Source organism: Klebsiella sp. ME-303, from assembly GCF_007910085.1.
GTDB classification, from domain to species: domain Bacteria; phylum Pseudomonadota; class Gammaproteobacteria; order Enterobacterales; family Enterobacteriaceae; genus Klebsiella; species Klebsiella michiganensis.
On sequence record NZ_VOJB01000093.1, the window covers coordinates 13,021 to 30,033 of the forward strand.

15 protein-coding genes are annotated in these 17,013 nt (G+C 60.9%); 13 read left to right on the forward strand and 2 right to left on the reverse strand.

What is annotated here, in order from left to right; genetic code table 11:
* Positions 1-191: 191 nt before the first annotated feature.
* Both FQK12_RS21380 and FQK12_RS21385 read left to right on the forward strand, forming a co-directional pair.
* Positions 192-1,055 carry an alpha/beta fold hydrolase gene (locus tag FQK12_RS21380; RefSeq protein ID WP_038423182.1) on the forward strand — a complete coding sequence of 288 codons (864 nt, stop codon included), beginning with the start codon at positions 192-194 and terminating at the stop codon, positions 1,053-1,055.
* A 170-nt stretch (positions 1,056-1,225) separates the two neighbouring features.
* Entirely contained in the window at positions 1,226-1,651 is a 426-nt protein-coding gene (locus FQK12_RS21385) for a VOC family protein (RefSeq protein WP_014229177.1), read from the forward strand.
* A gap of 267 nt (positions 1,652-1,918) precedes the next feature.
* Here FQK12_RS21385 and tynA read toward each other — a convergent pair whose 3' ends face one another.
* On the reverse strand, positions 1,919-4,177 hold the full coding sequence (gene tynA / locus FQK12_RS21390; RefSeq protein ID WP_014229178.1) for a primary-amine oxidase: 2,259 nt from the start codon (positions 4,175-4,177) through the stop codon (positions 1,919-1,921).
* 190 nt (positions 4,178-4,367) lie between these two features.
* A complete protein-coding gene (gene paaZ / locus FQK12_RS21395; RefSeq protein ID WP_014229179.1) occupies positions 4,368-6,413 on the reverse strand; it encodes a phenylacetic acid degradation bifunctional protein PaaZ in 2,046 nt (681 codons plus the stop codon).
* Between the two features lie 286 nt (positions 6,414-6,699).
* Between paaZ and paaA the strand changes: the two genes are divergently transcribed.
* The 11 genes from paaA to paaK are packed head-to-tail and all read left to right on the forward strand — an operon-like array spanning position 6,700 to position 16,221.
* Positions 6,700-7,629 carry a 1,2-phenylacetyl-CoA epoxidase subunit PaaA gene (gene paaA / locus FQK12_RS21400; RefSeq protein WP_014229180.1) on the forward strand — a complete coding sequence of 310 codons (930 nt, stop codon included), beginning with the start codon at positions 6,700-6,702 and terminating at the stop codon, positions 7,627-7,629.
* An 11-nt stretch (positions 7,630-7,640) separates the two neighbouring features.
* On the forward strand, positions 7,641-7,928 hold the full coding sequence (gene paaB / locus FQK12_RS21405) for a 1,2-phenylacetyl-CoA epoxidase subunit PaaB (protein WP_004850493.1): 288 nt from the start codon (positions 7,641-7,643) through the stop codon (positions 7,926-7,928).
* 7 nt (positions 7,929-7,935) lie between these two features.
* A complete protein-coding gene (paaC, locus tag FQK12_RS21410) occupies positions 7,936-8,691 on the forward strand; it encodes a 1,2-phenylacetyl-CoA epoxidase subunit PaaC (RefSeq protein WP_014229181.1) in 756 nt (251 codons plus the stop codon).
* A 12-nt stretch (positions 8,692-8,703) separates the two neighbouring features.
* Complete coding sequence (gene paaD / locus FQK12_RS21415) at positions 8,704-9,201, forward strand: 1,2-phenylacetyl-CoA epoxidase subunit PaaD (RefSeq protein WP_014229182.1); 498 nt, start codon at positions 8,704-8,706, stop codon at positions 9,199-9,201.
* Positions 9,202-9,208: 7 nt separating this feature from the next.
* Positions 9,209-10,279, forward strand: coding sequence for a 1,2-phenylacetyl-CoA epoxidase subunit PaaE (gene paaE / locus FQK12_RS21420; protein WP_014229183.1), 1,071 nt, complete (start codon positions 9,209-9,211; stop codon positions 10,277-10,279).
* Entirely contained in the window at positions 10,276-11,043 is a 768-nt protein-coding gene (paaF, locus tag FQK12_RS21425) for a 2,3-dehydroadipyl-CoA hydratase PaaF (RefSeq protein ID WP_014229184.1), read from the forward strand. Before paaE ends, paaF begins: the two co-directional genes overlap by 4 nt.
* 2 nt (positions 11,044-11,045) lie before the next feature.
* Positions 11,046-11,834, forward strand: coding sequence for a 2-(1,2-epoxy-1,2-dihydrophenyl)acetyl-CoA isomerase PaaG (gene paaG, locus FQK12_RS21430; protein WP_014229185.1), 789 nt, complete (start codon positions 11,046-11,048; stop codon positions 11,832-11,834).
* 3 nt (positions 11,835-11,837) lie between these two features.
* Complete coding sequence (locus FQK12_RS21435) at positions 11,838-13,259, forward strand: 3-hydroxyacyl-CoA dehydrogenase (protein WP_014229186.1); 1,422 nt, start codon at positions 11,838-11,840, stop codon at positions 13,257-13,259.
* Complete coding sequence (gene paaI, locus FQK12_RS21440) at positions 13,249-13,671, forward strand: hydroxyphenylacetyl-CoA thioesterase PaaI (RefSeq protein WP_014229187.1); 423 nt, start codon at positions 13,249-13,251, stop codon at positions 13,669-13,671. The genes FQK12_RS21435 and paaI overlap by 11 nt, the downstream gene beginning before the upstream one ends.
* Complete coding sequence (gene pcaF, locus FQK12_RS21445; RefSeq protein ID WP_014229188.1) at positions 13,671-14,876, forward strand: 3-oxoadipyl-CoA thiolase; 1,206 nt, start codon at positions 13,671-13,673, stop codon at positions 14,874-14,876. The genes paaI and pcaF overlap by 1 nt, the downstream gene beginning before the upstream one ends.
* 28 nt (positions 14,877-14,904) lie before the next feature.
* The gene (gene paaK, locus FQK12_RS21450; RefSeq protein ID WP_014229189.1) at positions 14,905-16,221 is read left to right on the forward strand and encodes a phenylacetate--CoA ligase PaaK; all 1,317 of its coding nucleotides are present in this window, start codon (positions 14,905-14,907) and stop codon (positions 16,219-16,221) included.
* Positions 16,222-17,013 lie beyond the last annotated feature (792 nt).

The window sequence follows — 17,013 nt, forward strand, 5'->3', positions numbered from 1 at the left end:
AAAAAGCAAGAGATTGAGTGGCTTATCAGTACCAACCGCTTCTGGCGCTGGTGGTTGGGGGAAAAGACCGCTGAGCCTGTGCAGCGTGAGAAGAGGACGTTAATAGAGGAATAAAAACATCGCCAGATTTGCCCGTGGCGGCTACAGTTAAGATTATTTAACTGGTATGACCACATAGGCGGATATCTTTTATGAACCTGATAACAATCCCTGTAAATCAGGGGGATGTTCTGGCTGCCACAGTATGGGAGAGAAGCGATGCTAAAGCGCTGGTGATCCTCCATCCTGCCACCGCGGTATCACAGGCGTTTTACAAGGACTTCGCTGAGTACCTTTACGCAATGGGATTCAATGTTCTGACCTACGACTATCGGGGGATAGGTCATTCCAGGTCAGGCACGCTACAACACTGTCATGTCTCTATGTCCGACTGGATCGAGCAGGATGTCGGCTGCGTTACCGCCTGGGCAAAGCTGCGTTTCCCCAATCTTCTGCTGATGGCGGTAGGGCACAGCGTTGGCGGGCACGCTATTCTGCTTTCGACGGCCACCCGGTCGCTGCATGCGGCGGTTCTTGTTGCTTCGCACGCTGGCGTCACCCGCACAATTAAACAAACGCAGGAAAAGCTCAGAGTCTGGTTTGTATTACGTATTCTGGCGCCGGTTCTGTGTCGTACCTTTGGCTATATGCCTGCCAGACGCCTCGGGCTGGGGGAAGATTTACCCGCGCCCGTCATGCTGCAATGGGGGCGCTGGAGTGCCATGCCCGACTATTTTTATGACGATCGCGCCTGGGATGCGCGCCGACGGGCAAGCGAAGTCACGTTACCCCTTCTGGTACTCGGTTTTGATGACGATCCCTGGGCTAATTCTGCAGCGATTACGCGCCTGCTGGCGCCGGTGGAAAACGCAAAAATTGAACGCCGCGAGATCCGGCACGCGGATTATGGTATTCCGGCCGTCGGCCACATGGGCTTTTTCCGCACCCGATGTGCGGAAAAAATATGGCCTGAAGTCGGTCGCTGGCTGGAGAGACAGTGTCAACCCCCGGGATAATGTCTTCCCGGCTATTTTTCTTATAGTCGAAGAGATTAACAGGACATGGTATGCCGTAACCGTCGGTGCTCAGGTTTCAAAGCGGCAACAGGCGCATCCGGGGAAATAGTTCATCGCGACTCAGAGAGATATCATGTCTGTTCAAAAAAGGGCAAAGAGGATGCACTAAGATGCTGGCTTATATCACTATAGGTACAAATGACTTTCAGCGCTCCGTGGACTTTTATGAGGCTATTTTTAAAGTTCTTGGCTACTCACGACTGCCAGCCTGGACAGAAAGCTGGGCAATGTGGGGAGATGAAAATAATCCACATGAGGTGTTCAACTTCTGTATTTGTCCTCCTTTTGACCAGCATCCCGCAACGGCGGGAAACGGGACAATGTTCGCATTCCGTGCAGACAGCGCTGACCTTGTCAGGCGGTTTCATGCAGCAGGCCTCCTTGCGGGAGGGGAGAATGAAGGCGAGCCAGGTACACGAACCGCATACGGCCCCGACTTTTATGTTGCCTATCTGCGCGATCCTGACGGGCATAAGCTGGCATGCGTTTGTCAGCATTATTCTCCTGAAGCAGATAAGTTCGTAGATGAACAATAGGGACTTCACTTAACACATTTAACGGTTTGAGCATTGATAAAGCCTGGCGATGAAATGCGGCGTTTGCGGCGAACTCGCTCAATATCGTTTACGGCTGCCACCGTTTGCTCCCGGCCCTTAGCCGTCCGGGCTAATTAACCCCCGCATTAAAGCTGCCGGGCTGATTATGGTGCAGGAGAGCGGAGCGACAGGGCATTTTCCTGAATAAGCTGAGAACGGCGATAGCCCCAGACCCTGGTTGTATCGCCGTTTAGCGTCTAAGCCACCTTACTCCTTCTTCTCGCCCAGCGTCGGCGTCTCGTCAAAGAAGTTCCACGGTTTCAGCAGCGCGTGCGCCCACTCGGTCGGCATAATCGGCCACTCCTCGGCGCGAGCCACGTGGGTGGTGCCGGTGGTGATCCACACCACGTCATCATGGTTGTCCAGCGACTCGTCATCTTTCGCGTACTGGCCGAGGCCGGTGTCGTGAATCGAACGGTTAGGGTACTTGCCTTCCGGGAAGCGCTCGGTGGGATGATAGCGGGTGACCCACAGCTGCTTATCCATAAAGCTCAGACGATGATAAATCCACTCATCAGGGGCAAATTTTGCCCCGGTGGCGACCGGATGCGTGCCGCCCGCGTAGGGGATAATCTGATACGACACCGGGTTACCCATCCGGTTTTCTTTCGTGATATTGCTCAGCAGACGGATGGTGCCCGGGTCAAATTTCTGCGCCGCTTTCTGCTCGCTATCAATCGTGTACTGATTGATCTGCATGGTGCTGGTACGCGGACCGCCGGCGGTATTCGGCTTCACTTCCGGGTCCATGGCCACCAGCGTGTTGTTCTCGCCGTCAACGTCAAGATCGAGGCGGAAGTTATAAATATGCTGGTGGGTGGTGCCGACAATATTATGGTCAATCAGCGTGCCGTAGCGGGTGTCCTCTTTGGCGCTCGGGTCATGCATGGTCTTCGCCTGCACGCCTTTCACCGCTTCGATGCCGGTCGCCCCGGCATCAATGCCGATGGTGCCGTTTTCGTGGAATACCCAGTCAAAAATATAGTCGTAGTTGCCGACGGTGCTGATCCAGCGCACCACCAGCTCGCGGCGCTCGGTACTGACGTTTGGCTTGCCCATCTCCTGATGCTTATACTCCGGCCCGGCGTAGCGTTCGAAGATGGCGATTGCGCGCGGGATGGTCGTGGGCGTGCCGGTATAGTCGGCGATGGTTTCATCCAGCAGGACCGCGTTGGACGGCGCGTCCTTGCCGCGCACGATAGGCGAGGTCAGGGTGCCCATGCCGTAGTCGCCGGAGTCCAGATAGGCTTTAAAATACCAGCCCACGTCCGGGTCGCCGTAGGGCACGATCATCCCGCCCAGCGAACCTTCATACATCACCTGACGTTTCTTGCCGTTATCGTTATATGTCACGGTGGAGAGAATCGGCCCAACGCGGGAGTTCATGCGCAGGTGGAAATCCCAGTTTTGCCAGTGGATCATATCGCCGGTAATGGTGTAGTTTTTGCCCTCTGGCTCAATGATATCCAGCGGTTTAATCTTTGGCGCAACGCGGTCGCGACCATCATAGGGGCGGGCCGCCATCGGCACCGGGATCGTCGGCCCCTCTTCGATTTTGATGATCTTCTTCTGCTCAAGGTCGACCACCGCTACCAGGTTTTCAATCGGGTGCGCCCAGTAGTTACCGTCGCCAACGTCAAGATAGCTGACCACTTTCAGCAGCCGCGCGTCCTGCTTGAGGCCATCTTTGCCGTCGAAGTAGCCGACGGTTAGCGGGGTGGTAATCACCTTGCTCGGGTCGTCGATGCCGTGTTTTTTTAACACTTCGGCAAATTCGCTGCTGGCGTTGATGATGTTCTGCACGCTGGCGAAATCATCCAGCAGCACCATGCCGTGGGCGTCTTTAATCGGCGTCCATGAAAGCACCTTTTTATTCTGTAAATCCACCACCGCCTCAATAACGTGCTTGCCGTCGAGCATGATCACGTCGGCAGCGCGCGGGGCGTTGACCGGCGTACCGTTGAGGGCAAAATCCCACACCGCTTTTTTATCCGGCTCGCGCAGGGAGATCTCGGTGAATCGGGTATTGGGTTTGAAATCCGCCGCGGCTTTAACGATAGCGACCGCTGCGCTGATTTCCGCCGCTGACAGCGAGTTCAGCGGATGCGGGCGTTTTTCCACCTGGAAGGTCTGGTCAAGACCGGACTGAAACACGTCGTTGATAAAGGTGTCAGAAACCCACGCTTTGCCGTCTTTCATCACTACCGGCACCTGCAGCTCCAGGGTTTTACCATTGACGATGGCCGTTTTCGCCCCCGGTTTTACCTTTACGTAAGCGCCGTCTTTAATCAGGGTAAACATCTGCGCGTAGTCATCCCACTGAACGTCCGCGCCAAAATCCTGCAGGGTTTTGTCCATCGGGACCATATGGGCTTCGCCGCCGTGGGCGAACGCCGGGCTTTGCCAGGCGCAAGACAGAGCGACAGCCAACGCCAGAGCCGTTTTGCGGGGAGAAAGAATCGCCATTGAGACCTCACCTTATTGTTGTGTTGTGCAGTGCCGCTGCGAATGTCGGCTTGTGTATCGTTAACCTAACAGCGGTCAGCGCCGGGGCGTTTGCCTGCTTTTGCCAGGTTGTTTGTCAGTTTTGCCAGTTACAAAAAATGCCTCCGCAGAGGCATGAAGATGGCGATAAAGATGGGCGAATTTCTAATATTTACTCCGCAAAATCCCCCTGCTGGCGGGCCACCAGGGTCAGGATGGAGTAGAGCGCGACCGCCTGCTGGTGCTGGTTAAAAATCTCTACCGCCCACTCGACGACGCCGGTCGCTTTCTCCTCCGCGCTGCGCTGGCGTTTCACCGTTTTGCGTTTGCAGGTCAGGCGTACCTGGATGGTATCCCCCGGCTTCACCGGCTCGATAAAGCGCAGATTTTCCATTCCGTAGTTGGCGATCACCGGGCCGACCCCGGCGTCAACAAATAGCCCGGCAGCGGCGGAAATCAGGAAATAGCCGTGCACCACGCGCTCGCCGAAAATCGACTCCGCGGCGGCAATCTTATCCATATGAGCGTAAAAGTGATCGCCGCTCAGACAGGCGAAGTTGACGATATCCGCCTCGGTCAGGGTGCGGCGCGGCGTCAGCAGGCTGTCGCCCGGCTGGATCTCCTCGAAATATTTACGGAAAGGGTGAATGCGGTCTTCCACTACCTGCGCGCCGCGCACCCACTGCTGGCCAATGGCGGCGAGCATCGTCGGGCTGCCCTGAACCGCGGTGCGCTGCATATAGTGCTTCACCGCCCGCAGGCCGCCCAGCTCTTCGCCGCCGCCGGCGCGCCCCGGGCCGCCGTGTACCAGCTGCGGCAGCGGGGAGCCGTGGCCGGTTGATTCTGCGGAAGATTCTTCGTTCAGTATCTGAATACGCCCGTGGGCGCGGGCGGCGCCGAGAATAAACGCCCGCGCCAGTTCGCCGCTGGCGGTCACCAGGGTTCCGGCCAGGCTACCTTCGCCGGCCCGCGCCAGGGTCATGGCGTGCTCAACGTTCTGATACGGCATCAGAGTGGCGACGGGACCAAACGCTTCAATAGCGTGTACCGCCGGGGTCTCGTCCGGCTGCGGGCAGTACAGCAGCGTTGGCGGGAAGAAGGCGCCTGCGGCGCTGAAATCGGCCTGGCCCCCCAGCAGCACGTCACATCCAGCGGCCACCAGACGGTTGACGTTATCCTGCACGTCCTGACGCTGTTCGTGGTTCACCAGCGCGCCCATCTTCACGCCTTCCTGCGCCGGGTCGCCGACCACCACTTTTTGCAGGCGCGCAATCAGCGCGTCGCTCACCGCTTTCACCTGCGCCTGCGGCACGATAATACGCCGGATGGCGGTGCACTTTTGCCCGGCCTTCGCCGTCATCTCTCGTACCACTTCGCGAATAAATAGCGCGAACTCCGGCTGCGCCGGCGTGACGTCGTCACCGAGTACGCAGCAGTTCAGCGAATCCGCTTCCATGGTGAAGGGGATGGACTTCGTGACCAGGTTGGGATGCACCCGCAGCTGCTGTCCGGTACGGGCCGAGCCGGTAAAGGTGACCACGTCCTGGCTATCGAGATGGTCGAGCAGATCGCCCGCGCCGCCGCAGATCAGGCTGATTGCCCCCTCCGGCACCAGCCCGCTATCAACAATCATTTTGACCATCGCCTGCGTCAGCTGCGCGGTAGCGGTAGCCGGTTTGACGATGGCCGGCATACCGGCAAGCCAGGTGGGCGCCAGCTTTTCCAGCATGCCCCAGCAGGGGAAGTTAAAGGCGTTGATATGTACCGCTACGCCGGATTTTGACGTGAGCACGTGGCGGGCGGCGAAGCCTCCCTGTTTTGACAGCGGAATCAGCTCATCTTCCGGCCACAGGGTATCGTCCGGCAGCTCGCGGCTGCCGAGACCGGCGTAGGCGAAAAGGGTGCCAATGCCCCCTTCGATATCTACCCAGCTATCGGCGCGGGTGGCGCCGGTTTCGGCGGAGATCGCGTACAGCTCTGCCTTCTGCTCCAGCAAATATCTGGCGAGCGCCTTCAGCATCGCGCTGCGCTCAATAAAGGTCATCGCCCCCAGCGCTTTGCCGCCGCGCTCAATCGCGAAGCGTCGCGCCTGCGCCATATCCAGACCCGCGCTGGTGACTTCCCATAGCGCTTCGCCGCTGATGGCGTGATGGATGGTACGCGCGTGGCCCCGGCCGGTCTGCCACGCGCCGGACAAGTAGCTGGCTAACTGCTGCATGGTTCATCTCCAGATGTGTTACGTGAAATATCTATAAATAGTTCTTTGGTGAATCATAAAAATCAAGCTCGCATTTAATAATTTATTAACATTGTGATCGGTGATGATCTGCGTTATGCACTTAATATCTTGTTAATAAGGGTTTTTACAAAAGCTTTTGCGGTCGCTATCACAAAAAGAACAAACAAAATTTGTGGTTTTATTTAACCTGAATGTAACTTTTATAAAACAAAGTGATTCGAAAATTATTTTTAATCGAATTTATTGGAATCATAAAGGTGATGACGTGACAGAAGAACAACGCTTTGACCAGCGCATCGCGCAGGAGACGGCCATCGAACCGCAGGACTGGATGCCGGAAGCCTACCGCAAAACGCTGATCCGCCAGATTGGTCAGCACGCGCACTCGGAAATCGTCGGCATGCTGCCGGAAGGCAACTGGATCACTCGCGCGCCGACCCTTAGGCGCAAAGCGATTCTGCTGGCGAAAGTACAGGATGAAGCCGGGCACGGTCTGTACCTCTACAGCGCGGCGGAAACCCTCGGCTGCGCCCGCGAAGACCTGTATCAGAAGATGCTCGACGGCAAGATGAAGTACTCCTCCATTTTTAACTACCCGACCCTGAGCTGGGCGGATATCGGCGTGATTGGCTGGCTGGTGGACGGCGCGGCCATCGTCAATCAGGTGGCGCTGTGCCGCACCTCCTACGGACCCTACGCCCGGGCAATGGTCAAGATCTGCAAAGAGGAGAGCTTTCACCAGCGCCAGGGGTTTGAAGCCTGCATGGCGCTGGCGCAGGGCAGCGACGCGCAGCGGCAGATGCTGCAGGACGCCATCAACCGTTTCTGGTGGCCGGCGCTGATGATGTTCGGCCCGGGCGACGATAACTCGCCAAACAGCGCCCGCAGCATGGCGTGGAAAATCAAGCTCCATTCGAACGACGAACTGCGCCAGCGCTTTATCGATAACACCATTCCGCAGGTGGAAATCCTCGGCATGACCGTACCCGACCCGGATTTGCGGCTGGATGAAACCAGCGGCCACTACCGCTTTGGCGCCATCGACTGGCAGGAATTTAACGAAGTGATTGCCGGACGCGGGATCTGCAACCACGAACGCCTGGGCGCTAAACGCAAGGCATGGGAAGAGGGCGCGTGGGTGCGGGAAGCCGCGCTGGCGCATGCGCAAAAACAGCAGGCTCGCGACGCCGCGTAAGGAGAATGAAGATGAGCAAAAACTACTGGCCGTTATATGAAGTGTTCGTTCGCAGCAAACAGGGACTGTCGCACCGCCACGTCGGCAGCCTGCACGCCGCCGATGACCAGATGGCGCTGGAAAACGCCCGCGATGCCTATACCCGCCGCAGTGAGGGCTGCTCGATTTGGGTGGTGAAGGCCAGCGAAATCGTTGCCTCGCAGCCTGAAGAGCGCGGCGCATTTTTCGACCCGGCGGAGAGCAAAGTCTATCGTCATCCCACCTTCTACACCGTGCCCGACGGCATGGAACATATGTGAGGCCACGATGAAAAACGATAACCCCGTTGCCGCTTATGCCCTGCGCCTCGGCGATAACGGCCTGGTGCTGGCCCAGCGTCTGGGCGAGTGGTGCGGCCACGCGCCGGAGCTGGAGATCGATCTGGCGCTGGCCAATATCGGCCTCGACCTGCTGGGGCAGGCGCGCCATTTCCTCAGCTACGCCGCCGAACTGACCGGCAGCGGCGATGAAGATACCCTGGCCTTTGGCCGCGACGAGCGCCAGTTTTGCAATTTACTGCTGGCGGAGCAGCCAAACGGCAACTTCGCCGACACCCTCGCTCGGCAGTTTTTCATCGATGTCTGGCACGTGGCGCTGTTCGGCCGCCTGGTCGGCAGTCGCGATGCGCAGCTTGCCGCCATCGCCGCCAGGGCGCTGAAAGAGGTGCGCTACCACCAGCGCTTTAGCCGCGGCTGGCTGGAGCGTCTGGGCAACGGCACGGCGTTTTCCGCCCAGAGAATGCAGAGCGCGGTGGATAACCTGTGGCGCTTTACCGGCGAGCTGTTCCAGGCCGATGAGCTGGAAATTGAGCTGAGTGCGCAGGGCATCGCCGTCGACCCGCGCGAACTGCAGGCCGAATGGCAGAACGCGGTGCACACGGCGCTGATCGACGCCGGTTTGCAGATCCCGCAAGAAGCGGCTTTCCGCAGCGGCGGTAAGCAGGGGCTGCACAGCGAACATCTCGGGCCGCTGCTGGCGGAGATGCAGTATTTACAGCGCGCCTATCCCGGCCAGCAGTGGTAGCAGGAGGGGATTATGCAACGTCTGGTTGATATCGCGCCCCCGGAGGTCCACGCCGTCTGGGATCTGTTAGGCGCCATTGCCGATCCGGAAGTGCCGGTGCTGACCATTACCGACCTTGGCCTGGTGCGGAGCGTGGAGCGCCGCGGCGATGGCTGGGTGATTGGCTTCACGCCAACCTATTCGGGCTGCCCGGCCACCGAACATCTGCTGGGAGAAATCCGCGCGGCAATGACGGAAAACGGCTACGCGCCGGTGCATATCGTGCTGCAGCTTGACCCGCCGTGGACCACCGACTGGATGGGGCCGGACGCGCGTGAACGCCTGCGCCAGTACGGCATCAGTCCGCCGCAGGGCCATGCCTGCCATGCCCACATGCCGGAGGACGTGGTCTGCCCGCGCTGCGGCAGCCGCCACACCTCGCTGATTAGCGAATTCGGTTCCACGGCCTGCAAAGCGCTGTATCGCTGCGACAGCTGCCGGGAACCCTTTGATTACTTTAAATGTATTTGAGGTTGCGATGACGACATTTCATTCGCTTACCGTGGCGAAAGTGGAGCCGGAAACCCGCGATGCGGTCACCATCACCTTTGCCATTCCCGACGCGCTGCGTAATGCATACGCCTTCCGTCCGGGCCAGCATCTGACCCTGAAAGCGCGCCTTGGCGGGGAAGAGCTCAGGCGCTGCTACTCCATTTGCCGCAGCCGCTCGCCGGGTGAAATCAGCGTGGCGGTGAAGGCCATCGACGGCGGGCGCTTCTCGCGCTATGCCCAGAGCGACATTCAGCAAGGCATGGCGCTGGACGTGATGGTGCCGCAGGGCCACTTCGGCTACCAGCCGCAGGCCGGGCGTTGCGCTGACTACCTGGCGATTGCCGCCGGCTCCGGCATTACGCCGATGATGGCGATTATCGACGCCACCCTCGCCACCGAAGTCGACAGCCGCTTCACGCTGGTTTACGGCAACCGCAGCAGCCACAGCATGATGTTCCGTCAGGCGCTGGCCGACCTGAAAGACCGCTATCCGCAGCGTCTGCAGGTGGTGCACCTGTTCAGCCAGGAGTCGATGGACAGCGATCTGCTGCAGGGGCGCATCAACGGCGACAAGCTGCGCGAACTGGCCGCCCATCTGCTGGACTTCAGCCGCTTCGAGTACGCCTTTATCTGCGGCCCGGCGGCGATGATGGATGAAGCGGAGATCGCCCTGCGCGAGCTGGGCGTACCGGAGGACGCGATTCATCTGGAACGTTTTAATACCCCGGACAGCCGCGCCAGGCGGGCTACCGGCGTACAGGCGGAGGGCCGCGCGGTCACGATTCGTCAGGACGGCCGCGACCGAACCATTGCCTTGAGCGCGGAGGATGACAGCATTCTTGACGCCGCGCTGCGCCAGGGGGCGGACCTGCCGTTTGCCTGCAAGGGGGGCGTCTGCGCCACCTGTAAATGCAAAGTGCTGCGCGGCGAGGTGGCGATGGCCGCTAACTACAGCCTTGAAGCCGACGAACTGGCGGCGGGCTACGTGCTGAGCTGTCAGGCGCTGCCCACCAGCGACGATGTGGTTGTCGACTTTGACGCGCGGGGGATGGCATGAGCGAACTGTTCATTGCTCGTCACGCGCGCGTACTGCAGCTGACGCTAAATCGCCCGCAGGCGCGCAACGCTTTGAATAACGCGCTGCTGACGCAGATCGCCGACGTGCTCGACGCGGCGGCGCTGGACCCGTCGGTCGGCGTCTGCGTCATCAGCGGTAACGAACGCTTCTTTGCCGCAGGGGCTGACCTGAACGAAATGGCGGAAAAAGATCTGCCCGCCACGCTCGATGATATTCGCCCGCGGCTGTGGGCGCGTATCGACGCCTTCAGTAAACCGCTGATCGCTTCGGTTAACGGCTATGCCCTCGGCGCCGGATGCGAGCTGGCGCTGCTCTGCGATCTGATCGTCGCTGGCGATAACGCCCGCTTCGGCCTGCCGGAAATCACCCTCGGCATTATGCCGGGCGCGGGCGGGACCCAGCGCCTGATCCGCTCCGTCGGTAAGGCGCTGGCCAGCCGGATGGTCTTGAGCGGCGAAAGCATTGATGCCCATCAGGCGCAGCGGGCGGGGCTGGTATGCGAGGTTTATCCGCCAGCGCTCACCGATGAATATGCACTCGCTTTGGCGGCAACCGTGGCTCGCCACTCGCCGCTGGCGCTGCGCGCGGCTAAGCAGGCTTTGCGGTTGTCGCAGGAGGTGAGCCTGCAGGCCGGGCTTCAGCAGGAGCGCCAGCTGTTTACTTTGCTGAGCGCGACCGAAGATCGCCGCGAAGGCATCGACGCCTTTTTACATAAACGTACTGCGGAATTTAAAGGACGCTAATCGTGGAAGCTTTCATTCTCAGCGAAGTGGAACAGGGCGTGATGACGATTACCCTTAATCGCCCGGACCGTCTGAACAGTTTTAACGACCTGATGCACCTGCAGCTGGCGACGTGCCTGAAACAGGCCGAACGCGACGACAGCGTGCGCTGTTTACTGCTGACCGGCGCCGGGCGCGGCTTTTGCGCCGGGCAGGATTTAAATGACCGCAACGTTAACCCCAGCGGGCCGGCGCCGGATCTCGGTTTATCGGTCGAGCGTTTCTACAACCCCCTGGTGCGCCGTCTGGCGGCGCTGCCGAAACCGGTGATTTGCGCGGTGAACGGCGTCGCGGCGGGCGCGGGGGCTACGCTGGCGATGGGATGCGATATCGTGCTGGCGGCGCGTTCAGCGAAGTTCGTCATGGCGTTCAGCAAGCTTGGTCTGGTGCCGGACTGCGGCGGCAGCTGGTTTCTGCCGCGCGTGGCGGGGCGCGCGCGGGCGATGGGGCTGGCGCTGCTGGGCGATAGCCTGAGCGCGGAGCAGGCGGCGCAGTGGGGGATGATCTGGCAGGTGGTGGACGATGCCGAGCTGAAAGACACCGGCCTGGCGCTGGCCCGGCACCTGGCCGCCCAGCCGACCTATGGCCTCGGGCTGATTAAAAACGCGCTGCGGCTGGCGGAAACCCAGACCCTGGACCAGCAGCTTGATCTGGAGCGCGACTACCAGCGCCTGGCCGGACGCAGCGCCGACTATCGCGAAGGCGTCAGCGCTTTTCTGGCGAAGCGTCCACCTCACTTCAGCGGGAAATAGCCGATGAGCACAACGTTACCTACCGTCGCGGTGATAGGCAGCGGCACCATGGGCGCCGGCATTGCCGAAGTGGCCGCCGCCGCCGGGCATCCGGTACTGATTTACGACATCGCCCCTGAGGCGGTGGTTCGCGCCATCGACGGGATTCGCCAGCGGCTGGCCTCCCGCGTCAGCCGCGGCAAGCTGGCGGCGGAACAGGCCGGGGCGCTTCTGACGCGTCTGTCTCCGGCTGAGGATCTGAGCGCTTTAGCCCGTGCGGAGTTGGTTATTGAAGCCGCCTCCGAGCGCCTGGACGTGAAAAAAGCGCTGTTCAGACAGCTGGCCGAAATCTGCTCCCCGTCGACGCTGCTGGTCAGCAACACGTCGTCGATATCGATCACCGCCATCGCCGCGGGAATAAAACACCCGGAGCGGGTCGCCGGGCTGCACTTCTTTAACCCGGCCCCGGTAATGAAGCTGGTGGAAGTGGTCAGCGGCCTGGCCACCTCGGCGGAAGTCGTTGAACAGCTCTGCCTGCGGGTCAGCGACTGGGGAAAACAGCCGGTTCGCTGCCGCTCAACGCCCGGCTTTATCGTCAACCGCGTGGCGCGGCCTTTTTATGCCGAAGCGTGGCGAGCGCTGGAGGAGCAGGTCGCCGCGCCGGAGGCGATTGACGCCGCCCTGCGCGACGGCGGCGGTTTTCCCATGGGGCCGCTGGCGCTGACCGACCTGATTGGCCAGGACGTCAACTTTGCGGTGACCTGTTCGGTATTTAACGCCTTCTGGCAGGACCGCCGCTATCTGCCGTCGCTGCTGCAGCAGGAGCTGGCGCTGGCCGGGCGGCTGGGTAAAAAGAGCGGGCAGGGGGTCTACTGCTGGCCTGCTGAGGCACAGCCTGAGCTGGAGCTGGCCGCCGTATCGGCAGAACGGGCAGCAAAGCGTATAAAACGTGACGTTGTCACCGAGCTGGACGAGGTGCTGCTGCTGGAAACGACCGGTGAAACCGCCCTGGCGTTAAGCCTTCAGCACGGCCGCCCGGTGGTGGTCTACGACCATAGCGCAGGCGATACGGTGGTGCTGGCCAGCGCGGAAACCACCTCTCAGGCGGCGATCGATAAAGCGACTTTCTATTTTCAGCAGCAGGGCAAAAAGGTGCTGCAGATCGCCGACTATCCCGGCCTGCTAGTGTGGCGGACGGTGGCGATGCTGGTTAACGAAGCGCTGGACGCGCTGCAGAAGGGCGTTGCCAGCGCGGAGGATATCGATACCGCCATGCGTCTGGGCGTCAACTACCCGCACGGCCCGCTGGCGTGGGGTGAATCACTAGGCTGGGGCCGGGTGCTGCGGCTGCTGGAAAACCTGCAGCAGCACTACGGCGAAGAGCGCTATCGCCCCTGTTCCCTGCTGCGCCAGAAGGCGCTGATGGAGAGACATCATGAGCAATGAAGCCTGGCACAACGCCCGCGCGATGTACGAGAACGATAACTGTGCGAAAGCGCTGGGAATTGAAATTATCGCGATGGACCAGGGCTACGCGCAGATGACCATGGCGATCGCCCCGAACATGCTCAACGGCCACCATACCTGCCACGGCGGACAGCTGTTTTCGCTCGCCGATACCGCCTTCGCCTACGCCTGCAACAGCCAGGGGCTGGCGGCGGTCGCGTCGGCGGCGAGCATCGATTTTCTGCGTCCGGCCTTTGTCGGCGAGCTGCTGACCGCGACGGCGAGAGTTAAGCATCAGGGCAAGCTGACCGGGGTCTATGACATAGAAATTGTTAACCAACAGCAAAAAGTTGTCGCTCTGTTCCGCGGTAAATCGCACCGCATCGGCGGCACAATCACAGGAGAAGTCTGATGCGCGACGCCTTTATTTGTGACGGGATCCGCACGCCGATTGGCCGCTACGGCGGGGCGCTGGCCAGCGTGCGCGCCGACGACCTCGCCGCCATCCCGCTGCGCGAACTGCTGAGCCGTAACCCGAAGTTCGATCCGGCATCGATCGATGATGTGATTCTCGGCTGCGCCAATCAGGCCGGCGAAGACAACCGCAACGTGGCCCATATGGCGACGCTGCTGGCGGGCTATCCGCACACCGTACCCGGTACCACCATTAACCGTCTGTGCGGCTCCGGTCTCGACGCTATCGGCTTCGCCGCACGCGCCATCAAAGCCGGAGAGGCGGATCTGATGATCGCCGGCGGCGTCGAGTCCATGTCGCGGGCGCCGTTTGTGATGGCCAAAGCCAGCGCCCCCTGGCAGCGCCAGGCCGAGCTGTTTGATACCACCATCGGCTGGCGTTTTGTGAACCCGCTCATGCAGCAGCGATTTGGCACTGACAGCATGCCGGAAACGGCGGAGAATGTAGCTGAATTGTTAAATATCAGCCGCGCCGATCAGGACGCTTTCGCTTTCCGCAGCCAGCAGCGTACGGCTCAGGCCCAGCGCGACGGCATTCTGGCGCAGGAGATCGTACCGGTAAACGTTGTCGACAGGAAAGGAGCGGTACACGTAGTGCGCGACGACGAGCATCCGCGGGCGGATACCACCATTGAACAGCTTTCGCGGCTAAAAACGCCGTTCCGTCAGGGCGGCGTAGTGACCGCGGGAAATGCCTCCGGCGTCAACGACGGCGCCGCGGCGCTGATTATCGCCAGCTCGCAGCAGGCCATCGTCCAGGGGCTGACGCCGCGGGCGCGTATTGTGGCGATGGCGACGGCGGGCGTCGAGCCGAAGCTGATGGGGCTTGGACCGGTACCGGCGGTACGTAAAGTGCTGGAGCGCGCCGGGCTGAGTATAAACGATATGGATCTGATTGAGCTGAATGAAGCCTTCGCCGCCCAGGCGTTGGGCGTGCTCAGACAGCTGGGGCTGGAGGATGATGCCCCGCATGTTAACCCCAACGGCGGCGCCATCGCCTTAGGCCATCCGTTGGGAATGAGCGGCGCCCGGCTGGCATTAAGCGCCAGCCTGGAGCTGCAGCGCCGCGGCGGGCGCTATGCGCTGTGTACGATGTGTATTGGCGTGGGTCAGGGCATTGCCATGATCCTTGAGCGAGTGTGAGCGAATCTACCTGCGAGTACCCTACAAAATGACAACGATAACTCAATTAGACCCGATTGAAACCGCATCGCGCGACGAGCTACAGGCCCTGCAAACCCAGCGTCTGAAGTGGACCCTTAAGCATGCGTATGAGAACGTGCCGATGTATAGCCGTAAATTTGACGCGGCGGGCATTCATCCTGACGATTTTCACGAACTGAGCGATCTGAGCAAGTTTCCCTGCACCACCAAGCAGGATCTGCGCGACAACTACCCCTTTGATACCTTTGCGGTGCCGATGGAGCAGGTGGTGCGTATCCACGCGTCTTCGGGCACCACCGGCAAGCCGACGGTGGTGGGCTATACGCAAAACGATATTGATAACTGGGCCAATATTGTCGCCCGCTCCCTGCGCGCGGCGGGCGGGACGGCAAAAGACAAAATTCATGTCGCCTACGGCTATGGTCTGTTTACCGGCGGGCTGGGCGCCCACTACGGTGCGGAACGTTTAGGCGCGACGGTCATTCCCATGTCCGGCGGGCAGACTGAAAAACAGGCGCAGCTGATCCGCGATTTCAAGCCGGATATGATTATGGTGACGCCGTCCTACTGTCTGAACCTGATTGAAGAGCTGGAGCGCCAGATGGGCGGCGACGCCAGCGGCTGCTCCCTGCGGGTGGGCGTGTTCGGCGCGGAGCCGTGGACCCATGCGATGCGGGCGGAAATCGAGCGTCGTCTGGGTATTTCGGCGCTGGATATCTACGGTCTGTCGGAGGTGATGGGGCCGGGGGTGGCGATGGAGTGTCTGGAAACCGCCGACGGTCCGACGATCTGGGAGGATCACTTTTACCCTGAAGTAGTGAATCCGGACACCGGCACGCCGCTGGCGGACGGCGAACACGGCGAGCTGCTGTTCACCACCCTGACTAAAGAAGCGCTGCCGGTGATCCGCTACCGCACCCGCGACCTGACGCGCCTGCTGCCGGGCACCGCCCGCACCATGCGCCGGATGGATCGCATCAGCGGGCGCAGCGACGATATGCTGATTATCCGCGGCGTGAACGTCTTCCCGTCGCAGCTGGAAGAGGAGATCCTCAAGTTCGAACATCTGGCGCCGCACTATCAGCTGGAAGTTAACCGCCGGGGTCATCTTGATTCACTTTCGGTGCGCGTGGAGCTAAAAGAGAGCGGTCTGGCGCTGAACCACGAGCAGCGCTGTCAGATTTGCCACCAGCTGCGCCACCGGATCAAGTCGATGGTGGGGATTTCGACCGATATCAGCATTGTTAACTGCGGCAGCATTCCGCGCTCCGAGGGTAAGGCCTGCCGCGTGTTCGATCTGCGCAAGGTGGCCGCTAACGGATAACGCATTCTCCCGGAAGCGGCGCATTGCGCCTGTCCGGGCTACCCGATGCCGCAACTCCCTTGGCCTGGAAAGTGGTAGCCCGGGTAAGGCGTTTACACCGCGACCCGGGGAGTGTGCCGGGGTTGATGTATCAGCTCTGCTTCTTCCCGGCTCGCGCTGCGCTTAGCCGGGCTACGAATTCACCGTTGTCTGCGGGGCCGGTAGCCCGGGTAAGGCGTTTACGCCGCGACCCGGGGAGTGTGCCGGGGTTGATGTATCAGCTCGGCCTCTTCCCGGCTCGCGCTGCGCTTAGCCGGGCTACGAATTCACCGTCGTCTGCGAGCCGGTAGCCCGGGTAAGGCGTTTACGCCGCGACCCGGGGAGTGTGCCGGGGTTGATGTATCAGCTCTGCCTCTTCCCGGCTCGCGCTGCGCTTAGCCGGGCTACGAATTCACCGCCGTCTGCGGGCCGGTAGCCCGGGTAAGGCGTTTACGCCGCGACCCGGGGAGTGTGCCGGGGCTGATGTATCAGCTCAGCTTCTTCCCGGCTCGCGCTGCGCTTAGCCGGGCTACGTGTTCACCGTCGTCTGCGGGCTGGTAGCCCGGGTAAGGCGTTTACGCCGCGACCCGGGGTGTGTGCCGGGGTTGATGTATCAGCTCTGCTTCTTCCCGGCTCGCGCTGCGCTTAGCCGGGCTACGAATTCACCGTTGTCTGCGGGCGGGTAGCCCGGGTAAGGCGTTTACACCGCGACCCGGGGAGTGTGCCGGGGTTGATGTATCAGCTCTGCTTCTTCCCGGCTCGCGCTGCGCTTAG